The organism is Clostridium sp. AN503 (genome assembly GCF_040719375.1).
GTDB lineage: Bacteria > Bacillota > Clostridia > Lachnospirales > Lachnospiraceae > Brotaphodocola.
On the sequence record NZ_JBFDTP010000001.1, the window covers coordinates 670,110 to 689,320 of the forward strand.

Annotated in this window: 21 protein-coding genes and 1 pseudogene; all 22 read right to left on the reverse strand. The window is 48.2% G+C overall.

The window, feature by feature from the left end; all coding sequences use genetic code 11:
* Nucleotides 1–50: 50 nt before the first annotated feature.
* The 22 genes and pseudogenes from AB1I67_RS02875 to AB1I67_RS02980 all read right to left on the reverse strand — a co-directional run bounded on the left by AB1I67_RS02875 (nucleotide 51) and on the right by AB1I67_RS02980 (nucleotide 19,205).
* A complete protein-coding gene (locus AB1I67_RS02875) occupies nucleotides 51–515 on the reverse strand; it encodes a prepilin peptidase (RefSeq protein ID WP_367028310.1) in 465 nt (154 codons plus the stop codon).
* Between the two features lie 22 nt (nucleotides 516–537).
* The gene (locus AB1I67_RS02880; RefSeq protein ID WP_367028311.1) at nucleotides 538–1,398 is read right to left on the reverse strand and encodes a hypothetical protein; all 861 of its coding nucleotides are present in this window, start codon (nucleotides 1,396–1,398) and stop codon (nucleotides 538–540) included.
* A gap of 188 nt (nucleotides 1,399–1,586) precedes the next feature.
* Complete coding sequence (locus AB1I67_RS02885) at nucleotides 1,587–3,575, reverse strand: DUF5702 domain-containing protein (RefSeq protein WP_367028312.1); 1,989 nt, start codon at nucleotides 3,573–3,575, stop codon at nucleotides 1,587–1,589.
* Nucleotides 3,575–3,757 carry a Flp1 family type IVb pilin gene (locus tag AB1I67_RS02890; protein ID WP_367028313.1) on the reverse strand — a complete coding sequence of 61 codons (183 nt, stop codon included), beginning with the start codon at nucleotides 3,755–3,757 and terminating at the stop codon, nucleotides 3,575–3,577. Before AB1I67_RS02890 ends, AB1I67_RS02885 begins: the two co-directional genes overlap by 1 nt.
* Before the next feature lie 13 nt (nucleotides 3,758–3,770).
* The gene (locus tag AB1I67_RS02895; RefSeq protein WP_367028314.1) at nucleotides 3,771–5,024 is read right to left on the reverse strand and encodes a hypothetical protein; all 1,254 of its coding nucleotides are present in this window, start codon (nucleotides 5,022–5,024) and stop codon (nucleotides 3,771–3,773) included.
* A 36-nt stretch (nucleotides 5,025–5,060) separates the two neighbouring features.
* A complete protein-coding gene (locus AB1I67_RS02900) occupies nucleotides 5,061–5,696 on the reverse strand; it encodes a type II secretion system F family protein (protein WP_367029137.1) in 636 nt (211 codons plus the stop codon).
* Nucleotides 5,697–5,787: 91 nt separating this feature from the next.
* Nucleotides 5,788–6,315: pseudogene (locus tag AB1I67_RS02905) on the reverse strand (ATPase, T2SS/T4P/T4SS family); the annotation flags it as partial.
* Between the two features lie 387 nt (nucleotides 6,316–6,702).
* Nucleotides 6,703–7,359, reverse strand: a complete 657-nt coding sequence (locus AB1I67_RS02910) for a DUF2290 domain-containing protein (RefSeq protein ID WP_367028315.1) — start codon at nucleotides 7,357–7,359, stop codon at nucleotides 6,703–6,705.
* Nucleotides 7,346–9,508: an ATP-binding domain-containing protein gene (locus AB1I67_RS02915; RefSeq protein ID WP_367028316.1), complete on the reverse strand. Its 2,163-nt coding sequence runs from the start codon at nucleotides 9,506–9,508 to the stop codon at nucleotides 7,346–7,348. Before AB1I67_RS02915 ends, AB1I67_RS02910 begins: the two co-directional genes overlap by 14 nt.
* A 278-nt stretch (nucleotides 9,509–9,786) precedes the next feature.
* Nucleotides 9,787–10,515, reverse strand: coding sequence for a M15 family metallopeptidase (locus tag AB1I67_RS02920; protein WP_367028317.1), 729 nt, complete (start codon nucleotides 10,513–10,515; stop codon nucleotides 9,787–9,789).
* Between the two features lie 128 nt (nucleotides 10,516–10,643).
* The gene (locus AB1I67_RS02925) at nucleotides 10,644–11,108 is read right to left on the reverse strand and encodes a phage holin family protein (RefSeq protein WP_367028318.1); all 465 of its coding nucleotides are present in this window, start codon (nucleotides 11,106–11,108) and stop codon (nucleotides 10,644–10,646) included.
* Between the two features lie 18 nt (nucleotides 11,109–11,126).
* On the reverse strand, nucleotides 11,127–11,330 hold the full coding sequence (locus AB1I67_RS02930; RefSeq protein ID WP_367028319.1) for a hypothetical protein: 204 nt from the start codon (nucleotides 11,328–11,330) through the stop codon (nucleotides 11,127–11,129).
* A 79-nt stretch (nucleotides 11,331–11,409) separates the two neighbouring features.
* Nucleotides 11,410–12,366 carry a hypothetical protein gene (locus AB1I67_RS02935; RefSeq protein ID WP_367028320.1) on the reverse strand — a complete coding sequence of 319 codons (957 nt, stop codon included), beginning with the start codon at nucleotides 12,364–12,366 and terminating at the stop codon, nucleotides 11,410–11,412.
* Nucleotides 12,367–12,524: 158 nt separating this feature from the next.
* The gene (locus AB1I67_RS02940; RefSeq protein WP_367028321.1) at nucleotides 12,525–13,946 is read right to left on the reverse strand and encodes a glycine-rich domain-containing protein; all 1,422 of its coding nucleotides are present in this window, start codon (nucleotides 13,944–13,946) and stop codon (nucleotides 12,525–12,527) included.
* 146 nt (nucleotides 13,947–14,092) lie between these two features.
* On the reverse strand, nucleotides 14,093–14,242 hold the full coding sequence (locus tag AB1I67_RS02945) for a hypothetical protein (RefSeq protein ID WP_367028322.1): 150 nt from the start codon (nucleotides 14,240–14,242) through the stop codon (nucleotides 14,093–14,095).
* A complete protein-coding gene (locus tag AB1I67_RS02950) occupies nucleotides 14,235–14,558 on the reverse strand; it encodes a hypothetical protein (RefSeq protein ID WP_367028323.1) in 324 nt (107 codons plus the stop codon). The genes AB1I67_RS02945 and AB1I67_RS02950 overlap by 8 nt, the downstream gene beginning before the upstream one ends.
* Before the next feature lie 14 nt (nucleotides 14,559–14,572).
* Nucleotides 14,573–15,988, reverse strand: a complete 1,416-nt coding sequence (locus tag AB1I67_RS02955) for a glycine-rich domain-containing protein (protein WP_367028324.1) — start codon at nucleotides 15,986–15,988, stop codon at nucleotides 14,573–14,575.
* A gap of 3 nt (nucleotides 15,989–15,991) precedes the next feature.
* Nucleotides 15,992–16,411 (reverse strand): hypothetical protein, encoded by a 420-nt coding sequence (locus AB1I67_RS02960; protein ID WP_367028325.1) that lies wholly within the window; start codon nucleotides 16,409–16,411, stop codon nucleotides 15,992–15,994.
* A gap of 13 nt (nucleotides 16,412–16,424) precedes the next feature.
* On the reverse strand, nucleotides 16,425–16,817 hold the full coding sequence (locus AB1I67_RS02965; protein WP_367028326.1) for a hypothetical protein: 393 nt from the start codon (nucleotides 16,815–16,817) through the stop codon (nucleotides 16,425–16,427).
* A 12-nt stretch (nucleotides 16,818–16,829) separates the two neighbouring features.
* The gene (locus AB1I67_RS02970) at nucleotides 16,830–17,774 is read right to left on the reverse strand and encodes a phage tail protein (protein ID WP_367028327.1); all 945 of its coding nucleotides are present in this window, start codon (nucleotides 17,772–17,774) and stop codon (nucleotides 16,830–16,832) included.
* Nucleotides 17,767–18,915, reverse strand: coding sequence for a baseplate J/gp47 family protein (locus tag AB1I67_RS02975; protein WP_367028328.1), 1,149 nt, complete (start codon nucleotides 18,913–18,915; stop codon nucleotides 17,767–17,769). Before AB1I67_RS02975 ends, AB1I67_RS02970 begins: the two co-directional genes overlap by 8 nt.
* Nucleotides 18,912–19,205 (reverse strand): hypothetical protein, encoded by a 294-nt coding sequence (locus AB1I67_RS02980; RefSeq protein WP_367028329.1) that lies wholly within the window; start codon nucleotides 19,203–19,205, stop codon nucleotides 18,912–18,914. Before AB1I67_RS02980 ends, AB1I67_RS02975 begins: the two co-directional genes overlap by 4 nt.
* Between the last annotated feature and the right edge of the window lie 6 nt (nucleotides 19,206–19,211).

Sequence of the window (19,211 nt, forward strand, 5' to 3'; positions counted from 1 at the left end):
GTTTTCTCCTCCAACTGCTTCTCATGCTCTCCACCTTAGACAGTATTTTTTCAGATTGCCCCAGTCATCCTGCAAAACACCAGCCAGATTCCCGGCAATACTGCAAACGGCAGGAACGGTACTGTACGCTTCCCAATATTTACCCCTTTTTGAGTCCTGCACCACACAAAATATCCAAGGCAGAATAAGCCACAGCACAATGTACTGTAACACAACAGCGCCAGATTCTCCCAGAATCCCAGCATCAGACCGCTTACCAGGAAAAAGCACCCGTCCCCTGTGCCAATCCCTCCCCGGCTCGCCATAGCGGCAACCAGCAGAACACCCCCCAGCGCGCTCCCTGCCATATGCCCCGGCACAGAGTAATTTTCTCCCAGGATCAGCCACTGAACTGCGCCTGATACCACTGCCGCTGTACCAAACACCACAAAAATGCAGACATCCACCTGCCTGTTCCTAAAATCCTGCCAGGCTGCTGCCAACAGGAAACACAGGAACAATCCACTCCATATCATCAGACTCCCTCCCCTTTAAACATTACCGGCTGCAGTAAGAACACGGTCCCAGATAACTCACCTCCGACAAATGTACTGCTTTCACATAAGCGATGATCGCCGTGCAGTTTTTCGTTGTATGGAAGCTTGTCCCGCTCGGCATGATATAGACCGTGCCGCCTGCCCCGGCTCCGCTCCCACACACGGAACAGGCATGATACTTCTTACCGCTGTCATTTCTCTGTTCCCCCACAGAATCATAAGGTACGGAGGTCAGCGAATTTGACAGATAATGACAGCCTCTGTCCCGGTGATATCTGGTACTGCCCCTGCCTACATACACGATCTCATCCTCCTCCCCATTGCCGCTTCCGTCTGTTCCCTCATCCTTTCCGTCTTTTCCAATCCAGGCCCGCCGGCAGCTCCGCGCAGTCCGGGATATGGTATTTAAGCCCAACACCGGAAACGGCATCCGGATCTCATAATCCAGGATCAGATCAAAGGTCTCACCATCCTCCCGCACAGAAGAACGCAGCATATTGGCCCGAATGACATTTCCTGTATCCACATGCCCCTTCGCTCGGGACAGCGCATACCCTTCTGCGATCCCGGCGCCAAGATTTTTGCAAAATCCTTTTGCAAAATCATCCGCACCTGGCACTGCGAAATACTTTCCCTGTTCCAGTGCATCCTGTATGTAAGCATAACGGCTGAAATCCTCGCCCACCGCCTCCAGCCCTGCCTGCACTCTCCGCTCTGTCGTCATGATCTTCATAGGAAGTATCAGGCTCACCGACGCGAACAGGAAAAGAGAAAGTGCGAGGGCCGCTTCCAGCGTCATACTGGCGGGGACAGGCAGGAATGCCTTTTTACCATGACGGCCATGAGAACTGTTTGCAATCATTCTGTTGAGGATTCGTACTTGGAGAGTCACGATTTTATTTGGTTGTGGTTCCTTAAAAGGAAATTTTCTACGGAAACGTAGACAATAGTTCAGATCTTTTTGAATGGCCGCCATGGAAAAAGACATTCCTCCCTGCCCCCTTTCTTCTACAATGTTTTCTCAAATCCGCTCAAAGCTGGCAATCTGTCTCAATAAGCGCGCTCCGCCTTTACCGTCATGGGATACACGTGATCCGTCTCTCCCAGCAGTTTTTCCACAAAGCCAAGGGAAAAGAATACATGTTTTCCACAAATCTTCCCGTCCATTTCCACCTGGTACACGCCCCGCCGCATCCGGAAGCTTCCCTGCCCCTGCATCAGGTTCATCTGCATCAGATCCATCATCCGGTACTCCTGTGGTATGATCTTTTCCATAAAAAGCAGGATCTTCAGCCACGACAGATAGTTTAATCCCTGTTGTCTGCCCCCCGGTTCCACATTTCTGCTCTTTCCCATTTCCAGCAGATGATCCAGTTCCAGGCTCCAGTCCTCTTTGGATTTTATCAGCGCAACCTTTTTCCCGGCCAGTAATCCCCGGACATCCATCAGCGCTTCCCCCAGCGCCCACACCGACATGATAAAAAATGCAGTCACCAGCAGAAGGGGAGTGGCTGCCGCCGCCCCGGTGACCGCCATAGCCAGGTTCCTCGCCTCCGCACGTTTCTGAGGATCCGAAAGTATATGTACAAAATTCAGACCTTCCCGGATCGCAAGGAGACGCTGAACCACGTCTGTTAAGTTGCCCTCATCCGTCTCCCTGCCGCCGATCAGATATTCCACCTCATAGTCCAGTACAGTCTTCTCCCGGCCTCCGGCGGCATTATTGCTTTGATCAGCCCCTTCTGTATTTTCCAGCTGAGAACAGAAATTCTTAAAGAACTGACCGCAGTACTCATTTACCAGCAGATGGTCCAGAAAACGGATACTCCGGCTGTCCTCCGAAAACATCTCCGTCTTAGACGGCGCCTCTGTCATATTGGCTTTTTTCTCAGAAACAACCGCGCCCTCCGGCACCACAAGCGACAATAGTCCCGATTGGTACATGCCCTCCACCTGGTTCAGCCAGCCCTCCTTCTCTTTATCCTTCACTCCATGGGCGAAGGAGAGCTTCCGGATCTCCAGACGGTCAAAATGACGCTTTACCGGACGCCACAGCGCATTCAAATCCGGTCCGTCATCGTCCTCATCGTCGTCCTCCCATTCATCGATCGTGCGCTCTACCTCCTTTGCCTCTTCTATCACCTGCCTCACCAGCTGGATCTGCTCACCAGACAGAGGTTCCAGCGCTTCGATCTCCCGGCGGCGCTGCCCGTCAACAGCTACATAAGCTTCATACTCCTGGATCTCCTGCTCCAAAAGCTGCCGGACCTGGGCGCTGCACTCCTGGCTTTTCCCTTCATATGACGCACGGCTTTTCTCCAGCCCCCGCGCCAGCTCATCCGCCCGTTTCCGGTATGTTTCCACCAGTCCGGGCATCCGCTCCATCTCCTTGATCAGCTTTCCCGCAGTCCTTCGAAATCCCGGTCCGTCATACGCATTCAGCCTTGACATCCCTTCCCGTTTTTTTGCTTCCTGTTCTGCCAGGCTTTTGCTGATCGCCTCCAAAGATTTCTCCAGCTTCAGCGCTTCCTTTGCGTGTCCCCGGTAGGCCGCCGCCACATCCTTCACCGCTGCAGCTTCCTTCGCACTGTCCCAAAGTCCATCCACCGTCGATGCATCAAAATCCAGATTCCAGACACCGTATTTCATATAATCCAGGATTTCCTGTTCAAAATACAATCCGCCCTCATCTGTAGCTCTCAAAACACTTTCCGCAGAAGCTGATTCAAACTCCATCGGATACCAGTTCTTTGTTTCCAGATAAGGCTGTATAAATGCTGCAAAATCCGCCCCCAGCTCTTCCTCCCCGTCGTACTCCGCAAACAACAGCCGGTAAGAATCCCAGAGCTGCCGGTGATATTGGCTGAATACAGAATCCATCGCAGAGGATGCCGCCGTCTGAAGATACCACCGTGCCCCCGCAGTCCGCGCCGATTCCAGCAGGACGCAGAAAAAAGCAAACATACACATCATGATCAGGCTGATAAATACCGTCACTTGTCCGTCGGCCTGATGCCTCGCCCCTGTCCCCCTTTTCATCAGTAAACTTCCTTTGACTGACTGTTGATTTCCTTAAAAATACTTTCCAGAAGCGCTGTGATCTGAGACTTAAAAATGATCACCAACCCAATCAGGACCACCAGGATCAGCACCACTTCGATCACTCCTACACCGTCTTCCTGCCGCAAAAACTCCCGAACCTCATTCATTACCTTCATCATACAACCTCCTTTTTCATCCCATCGTCATCATGGCTGGTACCATGATCATCACCATCTCGATCCCCAGCATCAAAAACAGCGGCAGCAGCAGCTTGGTTCCCGCCTCCTCCCCCAACCTGCGCGCCAGATTCTTCCGCATCTCAAATGCATCTGCCATCTCTGTCTGAAGAATCGCCCTGAGATTCTTTGTACCTGCCTTCCTGTTCTGCTCCAACAGGCTGCTCAGCTTCAAATACGGCTGAAGCCTGCACCGTTTTCCAAACTCCCGGTAAGCGGTTCCCTCCGGCGTTCCGTTTATGAGCTGATAGTATGTCTGCCTCATCTCCTCATAAGCGGCGCGTTTCCTCTGCCTGCCCTGTTTCAGCCCTGCCTCATAATCCTTCACCATCCGCTCCCATGCATTCCGGATCGTCATTCCCGCACCGATAAATATCATCAGCTTGGAGAGCAGCTCCGCATAATCCAGAAGCAGTTCCTGTTCACGCTTCTTCTCCTTTTCCCTGCCGGACGCCTGTCCCCTTGCCGCCAGCAGGCAGGCCATCAGGATTCCCAGTACCGGCAGCACCGCATAACTGTTTCCTTCCTCTGTACGATAGCGAAGCGACCTCCCTTCATATTCTGAGGGCAGTTTCAGATATTCTTGCGCCTGCTGGTTTTCATCCTGTCGTCTGACTTCCTCCTGAAATGCCGCCAGACGCGCTTCTTCCGGCGTCAGCGCTATAGGGACCAGACGGACCGGTACTTCAAATTCTCCATGATGATCTCCATCCGACAGCTCCACATAAAGGATCACATTCTGTTCTTCCTTTACCGTTTCTTTTAAATGGCCGGAGGAAGACAGGATGTCCGGGTCCGACGATTGCCAGCGCAGCCTCACACCAGCCCCATCCAGCCGGGTCGGCAGCTTCAGATCCGACATCACCGCCATCAGGGAAGGGTTCCCTGCGCGGATACGTTCCTCCATCCCGTCCATGATTTCGTAAAACACCTGATCCGCCTCTGCTTTTGTATACCGGCGCGGACTGACCTGCACCGTCACTGAAACTTCCTGTTCCTCCAGTCCTTCCACCATTATCTGATATTCCTGCTCTCCCCCGCCGTATCCTTCCCGGGCTACTCTGCCGTCTCCCGACACCGGTCCCTCTGACGGCCCCGCCACCGTCAGAGCCAGATACAGCCCCACACTGCCTGTCACACACAGAAATGGAAGCAGCCACCGCCGCCACAGAGCGGTTTCTCCACCATTCCTTTTCTTTTTATCACTCATCTTTACCCTCCCATATGTATTACCTAACAATGACGTTTACACTTCAATCGCCAGAATCCGCCGGGCCATCAAAAACGATATCAGATATGTGATCAGACATCCCGTCATCAAAATCCTGCCCATACCCGTACCATACATCTGATCAAAAAACCCGGGTGAAGAACCCTCCACATAAAAAACAATGAAAAATGGGATCAGGTTCATGATCCTCTGTTCAAACTGACGGGATGCTGTCAGTGTCCTGATCTCCTCTTTCACCTGCATCTTGTCCCGTATGACCTCTGCCGTATGCCGCATGATACCGCTTAAGTCGCCTCCGCTCCTCTTTGCCACAGAAAAGACTTCAGAAAAATTCTGAACATCCTCCAGACCGCTCCTCCTGGAAAAGTCCTCCAAAACCTGTTCGATCGCCCGGTTCATGCGGATCTGCTGCACCATCCCTGCAAATTCCCGGGTGATCATCCCCTCTTCTCCGTAAAGCATGATCAGTTCCTCCCGGCTGACTGCCAGGGCATTCTCCAAAGAAAATCCGGCGCTCAGGGAGGATGCCAGGATCACCATGCTCTCCTTAAACTGCTGTGCCAGCAAAAGCAGCCTCTTTTCCTTCAGCCTGCGGCTCTCATATACCGGAAACAGAATTCCCAGCGGAAGCATCAGATAAAACGCCGTCATGCTGCGGTAAAACGTATAAGCCAACAGCCCGCACACCGCCGCGCCTTTAAAAAGACCTGTGAACAGCTCCGGCAGGGACAGCCGGTAGCGGTCATACCGGATAACCTGCTGACCGGAGCTTTTCGACCGCCTGCAGCTTCCCCACCCGGACGAGCCTTCCCCTGACCCGTTCCTCCCGTCTAAAACCGTTTTTCTCACCGTTACTCTGCTTCTCATTCTTCCTGGCTCCTTCCTCAGGTATCTTTTTTCCGCCATCACCCGCCTCTTTCAATGCAGGCTCATCTCCTGCCTCTTCCACAAACCGGTACAGCGGATTCAGCTGTATCTCTCCGTCCACATAAGCTCCAACTTCCACAATCTCCAGCACCCGCCTGCTCTTATCCCGGAGCCTGCCCAAATGCACCAGGATATCTATGGCCGACGCAATCTGGCTCCGCACTGCCGCTAACGGCAGATCCGCAGCCATCAGCGTCATGGTTTCCAGGCGGGTCAGCATGTCCCTGGGACTGTTGCCATGCCCGGTGGAAAGGCTTCCTGAATGACCGGTATTCAACGCCTGCAGCATATCCAGACATTCCTTTCCCCGCACTTCACCAACGAGGATTCTGTCCGGACGCATAATAAAAAAATGAACTTATTTTAGCGAAAAATATGGAGGTATTTATGAACAAAAAGAATTGTATATGTGTTGTAAAAATAAATCATATTGTCTGTGGATCTGAGAAGATAACAGGAAAGTGTAACGCAGATACAGAATGCATCGAAATCAAACTAACCGGGACAATTTACAAGATTGATAGAAATCACTTGCTTAAAGAGATATCCAGAATAGCCAAATTATTTTTTTGCTATTAATTCTACCGGGAATCATAAATACATTAAAACAGAATTAAATATATCTCAATCAAAATCATGAAAAATGTTTATATGCGATTTCATGCTATCTCATTTCAACGGCAGGTGAAGCTCCGCGCCTGCCGTTCTAAGCTTAATTCTACTTTAAAGTTTATTCCCAGTTTATATGTAACATTTTCCGTTCTAGGCTAGTTATTGTCTCCTCATCATTAAAACGCCAGACCTTTTGTTCTAATTTTATATTATAAAAATGAAATAGAATCAATCTGATAAATTCCGAAAAAGTGACAATTCCTTTTATAGGAATTCTGCAACTTTCATGATTTGATATTGTCAAATGTGCTGCCGCATGATCCCCGTCAACATGATCATCTGGTGCATAATCAATTCTGAGCATAATTGGTATACCATCTTCATCATCGAACCAGTCTTCTTCTAATATTTCATGTTCTTCAATTTCTGACATGTTCCATATTTTATTATGCTTTTTAATAAACACCAAGCGTTCTTTAACTATTTTGTCATGATTTACTAAAAATTCCGCTTGAATAAGCCCCTTATCATATAAAATAAGATTATATTGTAAGCCCTTTAATAAAGCATTAATTATTTTCGTACCAGTAATATGTTTGTCAAATATAATACTACCAGATTCATTCTTGCCTGGATATGATATTTCATGTAACCCCCCTGACACAGTTCTATCTGAAATACCTCTTACATCTCGCACTAAGGCTTTATTTTGTAGTTCGGTTATTGTTTTATTCATATCATCTAAGATGGCCTTTACAGTCTTAGACGTTTTCATGTTCTTCTCCCCCTGCTTGTTTCGTAATTTCTTCTAATAATTCTTCTTTACTCATTCCAAAAAGTTCCTGCATTAATTGCAATTTTGAAACATTACCTTCAACCGTTAATTTATCAATTAATATTTTAGTATTTCCAATGGTTTTAATATCTTTAGCTTCTACATCTTTATTATTTAGAAAAATCTGCTTTTGCTTTTCCTTATCTGGATATTCCTCAAAATACAATTTAAAATCATGTTTCTTGATTTTTTCAAATTCTTGATTTAAAATTTCCATGTCTTCCCCATATCCGAGTACTCTAACCCATCCCTTCGAACGCGTAATCGCAGTAAATAATCCATTTCTGTCACTTCTACGTTGCAACGAATTTACACACTTTTGAGCATTCACTATATAAATCATAAATGTTTCGTTACCTTTGGCTCGCCTAACACTAGCATAAACCACAGAATCATCCCTAAAGAAATCCTCCGGATTAGCCGCACCTGCTGTATGAAGATTAAAATCATATTCCTCTTCTTTTTCATTGTCCCATCCAGCCGCATCCTGTGCTTCAAAATTGAGTTGATCTTGAATACTCGATAATCGAATACGATTAGTACTATAACCAAATGTATCCATATCAATAATCATAATATCCCCCGGCAACAGCTGCTCAACCTCTAAATCTTGTTTTATCATTTTCAAAAGTTCTGTATACATAACTTTTCCTGAATCATAACTTAAAAATCGAATTATCTCATCTGGATTAACCTTTAACAACTCCGGACTTGTTTCTTTCGTTCTATATAGAGTTACTTTTTTCCCTTCTAATATTGGAGTATCAGAAGAATATCCTATCGCTGTCCAAACTGACGATGAACTTGGTAACTGCAAAATCCCATCCTCACTATATAATCCCATCCCAATTGCATGTGCAGTAACTATAGCATTGCCCTGATTTCTGTAACAAACCGTAAGGGGAGTATCATGGTCAATATTTCTTCCAAAAATTTGCTCTGGGTTAGGCATAGCTTCTTCATTCAGTTTTTGTAATTCATCATAGGCATATACTAATCTTTGATTATTATCTAAAACTTTCAAGCATAATTGCAAATAGTTTTTGTCAAAATCTTGTGCTTCATCAATCAATATGCAATCATACATTTTATGAAAATCTTTTATAGATTTTAAAAGGTCACCACACAATTTTGAAAAAATATTTGCTCCATTTCCATATTTAGCTTTTGCTTCTCCTACATTCAACGGAGACATGCCATGTCTAAGACATATTTCATAATAAACACCTTTTGAAGATGCCGACCCCCATGATTGCATTACTTTCAATTTTTCTTCATTATATTTTGCCCCATCATTTTTAGCAGAATAAAATCTTCCAATCAAGGAAATTAATTGGTTCCGTAGTGACCGTGTCGAATATGTTACCACTATATCCCATTCCGGATGCGCTGTATGCAATTCAACTGCCTTTCTTGCCAATACTATAGTTTTTCCACTCCCAGCCATGCCTCTAATGCGCTGAATTCCTGCAGTATCGGAGAGTATAGCTTCCATTTGCCTACCATCATATTTTTCTATCTGATTTGCCAATTGACCAATTGCAAATGCCTTAGTTCCATTTCTAACATTGCCACGTTCTCTATGAGTATTTATTCCATATGCCTCTTGAATCCCAGATAAAATTTTTTCATACAAATCATCCGTAAACTCTTGATCTTCTTTATTCTCCTTAATAAAATCCATCAATTCACTAATATCATGCACCAATGGATAACCATCTTCTTCTACCATTGAAGTAGGTGTATAAGTTACTGTATAAAAATCAAAAATTAATTTGCGTTTTCTAAATAAAAAATTTTGCTTTTTAAATTTTGATTCCACCTTAGCATAAATATCGTCTTGTATCATTCCATAGTCTGTCACTGGTTCTGGCAAAATATTTAAAATATATACCCCTATTTTCGAAACTAACGCCAAATCAACACAGACCCTCCTGTTTGCAATTTCGTCAACATAAATAGGGTATCCTAAATATAATTCGCCCTTTACATCTGGATATAAACTAATAAAAGTTTGAACAAACCTCTCGGCTATGTCATATTTTATACTGTCTTCCAGCGCTCCTAATATTTTTAAATTTTCAGTCATTTTTTCTATCCCTTTCTTTTTATATCACCGTTGCTATCCATTATTTATTTTATTCTATAATTATACCATACATCCACAACGGCTCAATCATAAAATTCTAATAATGGTAACGTAAATATTTTATTGGCATTATCTCAATCGGGAAAAAATAGAATAGAAAATCAGACAAGTTTTACAGATTTAAAGCTTTTTACCAAAGTTCTACATCTTGTATCACTCTGCAATTCATTTGTAATTTTTGGGGCAGACCACGATTATAAAGCCTGCCCATTTTTTTATTACTCCACGTACCAGATCTCCTGCGCCCCGTTCTCATGGGTGTGCCAGCAGGCTCCTTCCAGCGGCCCATCTACGGTGTTGTCAAAATAGTACCAGTCGCCGGAACCATCCGCCGGGTCGCATACGCTGCCGTTCCAGCGGTGCCAGCCGGTGCACATGTAGCCATCCGGGTTGAACAGGTACCAGTGATGGTTGATCGTCAGCCATTTGTTTGCCGGGTAAGCGCCGTCTGCGTACCGGTACCACCAGCCGCGCGGGGTCTTGATCCAGCCGATCCGGGTCTCCTCCGGCTCCCAGGTGCGCATAAACTCTGCGGGGTTGGCGTACAGCTTCTTGATGCCCGATGTGCTGCTGCCCCAGTCCGGAAGCTGGAAGTGGGGCTTGTCCACGATGGACTTCCAGTTGCCTCCCCATTCCAGGCCCAGGGCTGTGCCGATGGCTCCGGCTCGGCCGAAGAAGTTGCCGGATTCGTTGTAAGCGCCGGCGCCGTCGTTGCGGTAGATGTCGAAAGCTGTGCCCCACTGGTGGTAGGAGCTGTAGCTGCTGCCGGGGGCATTGGTGACGATATTGCCAGGCTTGGTGCGGCCCTGGGCGTACAGGGCGTCCTGCTCTGCTACGGTGCGCAGGGTTTCGCCTATGGCGATCTTAAGGCCCTGGCGGCTGCATTCTGCCATGAACTCTGATGCCAGTGTCTGTAAGCGCGGGTGGCATAAGTTGATATCTCTCATTTTGTTTTTCCTCTTTTCTATTATGATATGGGGAAGGCGGACAGGTTGTTACTGCCCGCCAGGGTTGTGATGTAGTTGTGATGTTATGGCTTGTTGCGATGGTCGCAACGGGTTGCGCCGGATCAGACTCACTTCGTCCGGTCTTCCGTCTGCACCTCCAGCAGCTTCTCTGTCACTGCCAGGCCTTTGATAAGGAATGCCGGTACGTTATAACCACACTCCACCAGGTTCTCCAGCACACTCCGGATCTCATTGACCAGCAGACATGCCAGTGTGAACCAGCCAAACAGCATTAAAAAATCCAGATTGATGCCAAGGACATCCCTGCCCAGTCCAATGAGCAGATCAGGCATCAAAAAAGCTACCAGGATGATCACCCAGTAGCCGACCTTTTTTAAGATTCCCCGCAGCCCGATGTAGCTGGACTCCTCTTTCTTTTTTCTCGCCTTATACCAGCCGGTCCCCCAATCCAGGACATTCAGCAAAAGATATCCGGCAAACACATACCAGTATGCTCCCAACAGTGCCGTGGCGACTGCCACCAGACTTCCAACAATCGCATTGTACTTATCTACAAATCGCATTTTTTTCATCTACCTCACCTTTCTCTCTTATTCATGGTCACAGGCTGCATGACCAGGGCCGCCAGGGATATGCCCGGGCTGTACGATCCTGCTGGTGCCGGGGGTGGTGTCGCTGGTGTATTCGTGGCCCGTGCCTTTCTTCAGTGCCTCGTTCTTTGGCTCCGGGGTCGGGATGCCGGTGGCCGGGCCGTAGGGGGTGGTTGGGGTTTCTGATTTGTGTTTGATACTCATAGTCTTGTCCTCTCTTTCTTTTTGTGAAATAAATTAAGCCGCATGAAAAGCGGCGGGTTATTGTAATTTTTTAGTTGCGTTAATATAGCCAAACTCTGTAAAAATGCTGTATTGATGAACCACTGTATAAATCGAACCCCACACCAATTGTATCAACTACATTGTGATTTTCTGTAAAAGGTATGTATACTGTTACTTTGTTGCCACCATGCCCCAACTCAATTGGGGTACTCGAAGACGATGAACCGCCTTTCCTCCCCAATAGATTTCCTGCAGTAGATGAATTTGATCCTCTAAAAATTCTAATACCACCACGAGCAAAATCCGGATTAGCATTCACTGTTTCCACAGCGATACCCGTATATCCCGTTAAATTTATGCTTGATGTTGTATAAATATAATTTCTGTTAATACCAGCTCCCGAATTAACCTGACCAGGTAGCGTTATCGAGTTTGATTCCATCTTCCCGCTGTTAGTAGTGACTCCGTAATACGTAGCACCATTATTGTAAATGTCAGTCGGATTTGCCACATACCCTTCCCATGTCCCAGTCACCCCGCCTACAACCACCCCTTTCTTAATATTCGCTGCAATGAGGTTGCTCACCGCCTGCACTGTCACATTCCCGGTCATGTACTTCCCAGAGCAGGATACCACCTTCTGGCTATTTCCCGGTGTTACGGTCTGTGCTCCCATGGTGGCAATGCTCTGTGTTACCTTACCGGCTCCGTTGTGATATCCCTCCGGGATCGTATATGTACCATTGATACCCAAAGATGCGCTTACCGCGCCTCGGTTCGTGATGGCCTGGTCCACGTAACCTGTACCGTTATGGTAGCCTGCCGGGATCACTGCCTTTCCATTTACGCCGATCCGAGAAGTCCACGTTCCCTTATTGGGCATTGTCCCGGCAACTGCTTCATCGTCACTGTCGGATGTCACCGCGGTCTTTCCAGCAAGTACATTCCCTTTAGTTGCTGTGCATTCATCAGAGCCTGTTCCGCTCCCAGCTTTCATTAAGATACATTCTGCCATTTCTTTACCTCCGATAATAAGAATTATCAGGAGGCAAAACAGCGTAAAATCAACTTTTTTCAGCAGGCACTACAGCATTATCACTTTTAAATGTACCAGAAACCAATAAAACACAAGGGGGACTTCCCTATAATTCTTATTATCAGAAGTGTGCAAAACTACCATGTTATAATGACATTACCGGACCCACCGCTTCCGCCCATTCTTGCATAATTATATCCGCCACCTCCTCCGCCGCCACCAGTTCCGGCGGTTCCAGGATTTCCACTAGCACCTGCTGCTCCTCCTGCTCCTCCACCGCCCGCTCCTCCTGCTCCGGGAGAAGTAATTGGATAAGTTTCCGACGAGCTGTTATATGCTGTTGCGCCTCCTGCTCCTCCTCCACCAGCATATAACGTACCGGTTCCAAATTCTTTTGTTGTAATGCCTTGCCCTTTTCCTTCATATCCGCTTGGAGTTGGCGATGTTCCAGCAGATCCATCAGATCCACCAGTTCCTCCACTATAACGATCAGAACTATAAGCATACAAATGGGACCCTGCACCACCTCCTGAGCCTCCATCTGACCCCCATAGACCTGAATAACTGGACCCTCGAGTTCTTTCTTTCCCGCCTGCTGCTGAAACCAAAATAGATCCATTTAAGGATGCACTTGATTGACCACCAGCTGCTCCGCTAATATCATTAGCTGCTTTTGCAACTCCGCCACCGCCTACCGTGACAATAATGGCTTGTCCCGGGGAAACAGAAATACCGTTACGATAAGAGGTATATCCCCCTCCGCCTCCTCCACCCCCATAGACATCATGATTACTGTCACCTCTCTTTGAGGATATGCCCGCTCCGCCACCGCCTGTGCAATGGATGTTGATGGAACGGACATTGGCAGGAACTGAAAATGTCCCGCTTGAAGTGAATGCTGCCCTCCCATGAGCAGTCGGCGTGCAGGTTGCATGCAATGGTGACGATGTCATCCAGCCGCCCGAACAATCACACTCGGTCCATATGCTGAAATAATACAACTGCCCAGCCTCCAGCCCACTGACAATGGCTGAATTCTGGGCATTTAATGCTGAATTTGATCCAGCACCTGACCAAACCTTATCACTGTCAGCTGCACTGGTCGGATATCGTCCCTTTTTAGCCCCTATTGTAAAATGTCCATATGGCCCCTTACCCGGGTTCTTCCAGGTTGCTATCACCTGTGAGGTAGAATAAGGGGCAACACTAAAAGATACGACACTGGATACTGTCATCGTACCAGTCCGCTTCACACCATCCTTCCAATAGGTCATACCACTCTTTACATACTGGTCTGTGGCTGTTGCCCCTCCAGTCTGTGCTGCCAGGCTCTTTGCAGTTACCTTTCCGCTGCCTCCATGCCTGCCCGCAGGGATCGTTACCGATGCCCCAGCTGCCAGCTCAGTAGAATTCCAGTTCCCTCGGTCAACCATGGTGCCGGTCACCGGTTCGCCATCCGGTCCGACGATCACTTTCGGTGCCACTACATCTGCAGCGGCTGCCGTCACAACATCCAGATCCGCTCCGCCGCCTGATTTCATCAATACGCATTCTGCCATTCTGTCTCCTTCCCATAATGGTAATTATCCAATCCTTACCATCATGTTTTACTTAATCTTACGCGTTTGCCGCCCGACACACTTTTCCATCCGGACCCTGAAACGCTATATTTTAAGCCATTCCTGCTTCCCTATAATTACCATTATCAGAAGCTCTGGATCTCTGCCAGGATCTCCGCCCTTTCCTCTTTGGTCAACCGAGAGTAAGATCCCAGGATATCCTCCAGTTCTTCACCGCGTTCCATACGGATTCTCGCTGCCTTGATAATAATGTTCTTCTGGATATTACTAAGCATCTAAGCCACCTCCGATCACTTCTGCCATTGCCAGGGTCAATTCCATATTCTCTGCTGTCAGTGCTGCTACCTGCTGTTCCTGTGTTGGCACATACGGGACCTGTTTCTCCTCTCCAGTTTCCGGATCCACATGCCAGAAGAACCCGTCGTGGTATTTATCTCCTGCGCTGCAACGGTACTGCAGGCAATCCACCGCGAAGGCCTCCGGGCCGTAGGTGCATTTGGTGAGATAATCCGCTGTTGGATAATTCTCACAGACCATTACATTTTTTACCTCGCCCTCGAATACCTGGGCAAACACTTCATGTACTATCATATCGTTCTCCTTCCTTACCATGTGATGATGACGTTGCCGGAACCGCCGTTTCCTGCATAACCATTAGTTTTTCCCGGAGAACATCCACCTCCGCCGCCGCCTGTTCCAGCGGAACCGTCACTGGCATTCCAATTGTTGCCGCGTGCTGCCCCATGCCCTCCGCCTCCGGCTCCTCCTGGTGCTTGTATGCTTGATCCGCCATTACCATTGTATCCTCCGCCTCCACCGCCAGAATACAGAGTTCCTGTCCCAAATTCACGCGTTGTTGTCTTTTGTCCACCTCCTGCCATAGAACCACCCGCAGTATGGTTCCCGGCGCTCGAAGGTGTTGTAACATAAAAGCTATCATATCCATGGCTTCCATCAGAGCCACCAGCACCAGCTGCCTCATATTGCTCTCGACCGCTGGAGTACCCGTCTCCAGGTGCGCCACCTCCTGATCCACCATATCTTTGAACATACATCCATTTTGGTGGATTGTAATTCGTATAGTATCTTGCATTTCCTCCATGAGCCTCTACTAACGTTATACTATTGCTATCTGCCTGGGAAGTCCCTCCAGAAAGTCCTGCATCACCTCCAGCTCCAACAACAACATCTATTTTCTGCCCCGGCATAACAGATATTCCGCTTTTGTAAGCTGTATAACCTCCCCCACCTCCGCTCAAAGCGCTGACGGTTGAGGTGTCACCACCGCCTCCGCCACCAGTACAATGGATATTAATAACTCTTACTCCTGCCGGTACCGTAAACGTCCCCGAAGCAGTAAATGCCTGTCGGCCATGCGCCGTGGGTGCACAGGTCGCCTGCAAGTACCCGCTGTACTGATCCCCCGCACTACAGGTACAGTAAACCCAGATGCGGAAATAGTAAGTTGTCCCCGCCGCCAGACCACCAATGATCTGCGAGCTGGTCCCGTTCACCGCGCTGTTGCTTCCAACGCCGGTATACACCCTTCCATCGTTGATATTTGCCGGATAGCTGCCTGCCTTTGCGCAGATCGCAATGCCGCTGTATGGCCCCCTACTTGGGTTCTTCCATGTCGCCAGGACCTGGCTGGTCGAGTAAGGGGCTACGCTAAAAGACGCTACGGATGCGACCGTCATACTCCCGGTCCGCTTTACGCCGTCCTTCCAGTAAGTCTTGCCGTTTAACACGTACTTATCCTCCGCGGTCGCGCCGCCGGTCTGGCTGGCCAGACTGTTGGCCGTGACAGTCCCGCCCGGCGTATAACCTGCTGGGATTTTCTTGCTCTGTCCGCAATTGAGTGAAGCGTCCATACTTCCGTTGGGCGCCATCGTCCCCGCCACCGGCTCATCCCCGGAATCCTTCGTCACCGCTGTATACCCGGCAAGAACCTGTGCCTTCCCCGCCGTACACTCATCCGATGCAGCACCGCCTCCAGCCTTCTGGATGATACTCTCTGCCATCTCCTACACCCCCTTCACATTCACCGTAAAATCATTTCCCGGTTTCTTATTATAACAATAGAACGTGATCGTCCCTGCCCCGGTCACTGCCCGATCCACACAAGCCCAGGCTTTATTCTGAAGCTTTACATTCGCTGCCGTGGTGCCTTCTGCGATCAGGATGCCGATCACCGGTGCATCCTCCGCCGTCACACCGGCTACACTGACTGTCTGCGTGTATGGGGCTGTGCCGCTCCAGCCGGAAGCAGGGAGGGCGACCGAACGACTCCCCGCTGCCCGTTCAATCCCTTGTCTTAAATACACATCATTGTTCAGCAACGCCTCTGGCACCTTAGCCATTTCTACACCATCTGCCAATGTCTCCCGCGTCCACTGTTCGATATCCGTAGTGAACTCCGGCGGATCTTTTATTACAAATGCCATGACCTACACCTCCTTAGAAAATTTCATCCATGTCGTAAATTTGCGGGATATCTTCATCTTTTCCCTTCCGCATGAATGTACGGTAAGCAATCAGATCCCCCTCCTCGTCCACGAGGCCCATTTCAGAAATTTCTTTTCCTGTCAGTTCGCCTTTTTCCAGCGTTGCCGTATACCTACAGGTTGTTTTATCCTCTGTTGTGTAAACATGGCCTTCAATATCCTTTTCCAGCAGTTTGTTGTACATTCCCACCTCGTTTCCGGTGGTCGTCTTCGGCTGTCCGGTTTCATCCACACCCCCGTCACCCCAAACCATTTTTGCAATTCTCGGAAGTGCTTTGTCCCCAGAGTGCGCCATACAAAGTTTCTGTCTCCCTATTACCGTTATCGCTGATTTACTGTTGGCCATAATTCGCCCTCCTTATAAAATATAACGGCCGCCATCCAGTTTCCGGTCGCCGTTCAGTTTCCAGCTATCATCCATCTGATTCATTTTTGTCATATAACTGTCTGTCAAAGTATTGTATGAATGTTCCGCCGTCACTTCAAGTACAGTGCCTGCACTGACATCCATTTTTTTCGAACCGCTTAAGCGCATAGCCTCTTCCGCCAACATCTCAACATATGATGTATTTGCTCTTACACTCCATATATTTGCGGCTTCGAATACTGCCCCGGCTGCAATTCGCAGGGATTGCCGAACCGGATAAAAATCAACCAGCGCCTCCCCTTCGTACCCGTTAAGATACCGACTCCCTCCCAGCGTCCAGAGCCCATTCAAGAAAGAAAACGGCTGGTTATCCCTGGAGAAGAAAGACAGCTGCATCTTCATGCGATTTCCCGCTCTGGCCACAGCCAAAACCTGCGTGTTGATCACAAAGGAAAACCACTCCATCCAAGATCTTGCATTTTTATAGATGTTGATCCGCTGTTTTACATTTTTGCCATATCCAAGTGGGAGTTCCATGTTCTCATCCACCCTGGCATAGGCATTAAAAAAATACGGTTCGCCTCCATACTCGTACCACTCTTTAATATATCCTCCTGCCATGATTGTTTTTAAAAATTCTGTCAATACCGATGGTGTCCCAGCATGCATATACCACAAGAGCGTCTGCTCTACCAGCTGTTCTTTTACGTTTCTAGGAAGATTCTGCTCATAATACTGTGCATTAAGTTCAAGCGCCATCAAGTCCAGTACCGACTCCGGTACATCGCTTATTGCTGCGTAAAGGCTTGTTGCTGCTGTATACCGCAAAAATATGCGTTTTTCCTCCTCAACCGCATAACTGATTGCCATCACCTCCGGTGACAGCAGGTTGACTGGTATGATTTGTAAAAGCTCGCCACGCTTATAGTCAACCATCTCTTAGTCCTCCATATGTGATCACTGGTGTTTTTGCCATGGCCATCTGACCAGCAAGTAGTTCCTTGTATGTGGGCTTTACAAGTTCCACCGACTGGGCGCCTGCACGCATGAGTTCATATATGAGCCTGGATGGTGTGATATCCCGCCCAATTGTTTTCTGCCATTCGGTATATGACTCGCACGCTGTCTGCACTGCTGCCTGCACCGTTTCCTCAACATCCCGGTCAGCGCGGCTTATGTAGTATACAAATTCGATTTCATACTCCACCTTTTCCGGTTTCTTGATCACGACTTTATCCGTCAGTGGACGGATATTTTCATCCCTCAGATACGTCTCAAGGCCTTCCATAAAACTATCCGTCGGGAAATCCCCTTCCACTGTCACATAGATGTCAACTTCGCCCGGAGCCTCCGACACAACCCGGCATTCATCGATCGCTGAACTGTATGTCTTAACCCAGTATTCATAAGATGCGGCAGGCCCAGCCGTTGAAAATCCTGATGGTGCGAGATAAACGCGTTCTGCAAGGCTTTCATCGCTTTCTCTGTCCGCCCCTCCAGATGTCATGGATGTATTTTCTGCACTCAGCGTGTAGGGAAGCGGATCTACAAGTGTATGGATATCTCCAGGCAAAAAACCATTTCCGGTTATTCCACTCAGCTGACACACCGCCGTCACTTCTGCTGTTAGATCTCCTGCCGGGATCCTGGCCTCCTGCACTGTTTCAAAATATAAGTCCTGCCCTTTTACACGGATTCCTGCCGGGATCCTCGCATCTCTGCTGATTGCCGCAGAAAGTGTAAAGCGCATCGTTGTCCTAGCTGGCTTTGCTTCATTTCTTGTAACGCCTTTGACTGCTGCAAGGTTATCCAAAAAATCTCCTGTACTGTATTTCAGCAATCCCATCTTTCCTGCTCGGTCCTCGTACTGGAATCCCTGATAAAGTTCTGTTGCGCAGGCATACAATATCAGCCGGTAAGGATCAGCTGGAGCAAGGCTGATATCTTTCCCGGTCAGTTCCCGGTAACGCTTTTCAAAATTTTTTATCATACGCTCCTGCACTTCCGTGAAACTAATATTGTCAATAAAGCTGACGTCCGGAAAGTCATGCAGTTTCTTCAATGCTTCTGCCATCATTCCGCCCCCTTTCCTGTAAAGAAAATTCTTGCCGTTACCACACCGTTATCACGAGCAAAAACGATATCCCTTATCTGTACCCTTGGCTCATACTTTTCCACCTTTTGTACCGCCTCCAGATAAAATAAATTCTCCGCCACCTCGGGTATGTCATCCAGACATTCCCATGAGATCCCAAAATCCCGGTCCGCCGGCTGGCTTCCCGCCTTGGTTCCGAACAGCGCAGTGAGCGTGCGCACCAGTTCTTCCTCGTGTTCTGTGTTTTCAACCGTTATCTTAAAACGTTCCATTTCTCA

Excerpts from the sequence above, each read along its gene's own strand:
- AB1I67_RS02890 (WP_367028313.1), bottom strand. The coding sequence starts at position 3,757 with ATGATGAAGGTAATGAATGAGGTTCGGGAGTTTTTGCGGCAGGAAGAC.
- AB1I67_RS02955 (WP_367028324.1), bottom strand. The coding sequence starts at position 15,988 with ATGGCAGAGAGTATCATCCAGAAGGCTGGAGGCGGTGCTGCATCGGAT.
- AB1I67_RS02910 (WP_367028315.1), bottom strand. The coding sequence starts at position 7,359 with ATGAAAACGTCTAAGACTGTAAAGGCCATCTTAGATGATATGAATAAA.
- AB1I67_RS02975 (WP_367028328.1), bottom strand. The coding sequence starts at position 18,915 with ATGATGGCAGAAGCATTGAAGAAACTGCATGACTTTCCGGACGTCAGC.
- AB1I67_RS02950 (WP_367028323.1), bottom strand. The coding sequence starts at position 14,558 with ATGATAGTACATGAAGTGTTTGCCCAGGTATTCGAGGGCGAGGTAAAA.
- AB1I67_RS02970 (WP_367028327.1), bottom strand. The coding sequence starts at position 17,774 with ATGGTTGACTATAAGCGTGGCGAGCTTTTACAAATCATACCAGTCAAC.
- AB1I67_RS02965 (WP_367028326.1), bottom strand. The coding sequence starts at position 16,817 with ATGGCCAACAGTAAATCAGCGATAACGGTAATAGGGAGACAGAAACTT.
- AB1I67_RS02895 (WP_367028314.1), bottom strand. The coding sequence starts at position 5,024 with ATGAGTGATAAAAAGAAAAGGAATGGTGGAGAAACCGCTCTGTGGCGG.
- AB1I67_RS02940 (WP_367028321.1), bottom strand. The coding sequence starts at position 13,946 with ATGGCAGAATGCGTATTGATGAAATCAGGCGGCGGAGCGGATCTGGAT.
- AB1I67_RS02925 (WP_367028318.1), bottom strand. The coding sequence starts at position 11,108 with ATGAAAAAAATGCGATTTGTAGATAAGTACAATGCGATTGTTGGAAGT.
- AB1I67_RS02915 (WP_367028316.1), bottom strand. The coding sequence starts at position 9,508 with ATGACTGAAAATTTAAAAATATTAGGAGCGCTGGAAGACAGTATAAAA.
- AB1I67_RS02935 (WP_367028320.1), bottom strand. The coding sequence starts at position 12,366 with ATGGCAGAATGTATCTTAATGAAAGCTGGGAGCGGAACAGGCTCTGAT.
- AB1I67_RS02920 (WP_367028317.1), bottom strand. The coding sequence starts at position 10,515 with ATGAGAGATATCAACTTATGCCACCCGCGCTTACAGACACTGGCATCA.
- AB1I67_RS02930 (WP_367028319.1), bottom strand. The coding sequence starts at position 11,330 with ATGAGTATCAAACACAAATCAGAAACCCCAACCACCCCCTACGGCCCG.
- AB1I67_RS02980 (WP_367028329.1), bottom strand. The coding sequence starts at position 19,205 with ATGGAACGTTTTAAGATAACGGTTGAAAACACAGAACACGAGGAAGAA.
- AB1I67_RS02875 (WP_367028310.1), bottom strand. The coding sequence starts at position 515 with ATGATATGGAGTGGATTGTTCCTGTGTTTCCTGTTGGCAGCAGCCTGG.
- AB1I67_RS02900 (WP_367029137.1), bottom strand. The coding sequence starts at position 5,696 with ATGACGGCGTTTTATCTGATGCTTCCGCTGGGAATTCTGTTTCCGGTA.
- AB1I67_RS02960 (WP_367028325.1), bottom strand. The coding sequence starts at position 16,411 with ATGGCATTTGTAATAAAAGATCCGCCGGAGTTCACTACGGATATCGAA.
- AB1I67_RS02880 (WP_367028311.1), bottom strand. The coding sequence starts at position 1,398 with ATGATTGCAAACAGTTCTCATGGCCGTCATGGTAAAAAGGCATTCCTG.
- AB1I67_RS02945 (WP_367028322.1), bottom strand. The coding sequence starts at position 14,242 with ATGCTTAGTAATATCCAGAAGAACATTATTATCAAGGCAGCGAGAATC.
- AB1I67_RS02885 (WP_367028312.1), bottom strand. The coding sequence starts at position 3,575 with ATGAAAAGGGGGACAGGGGCGAGGCATCAGGCCGACGGACAAGTGACG.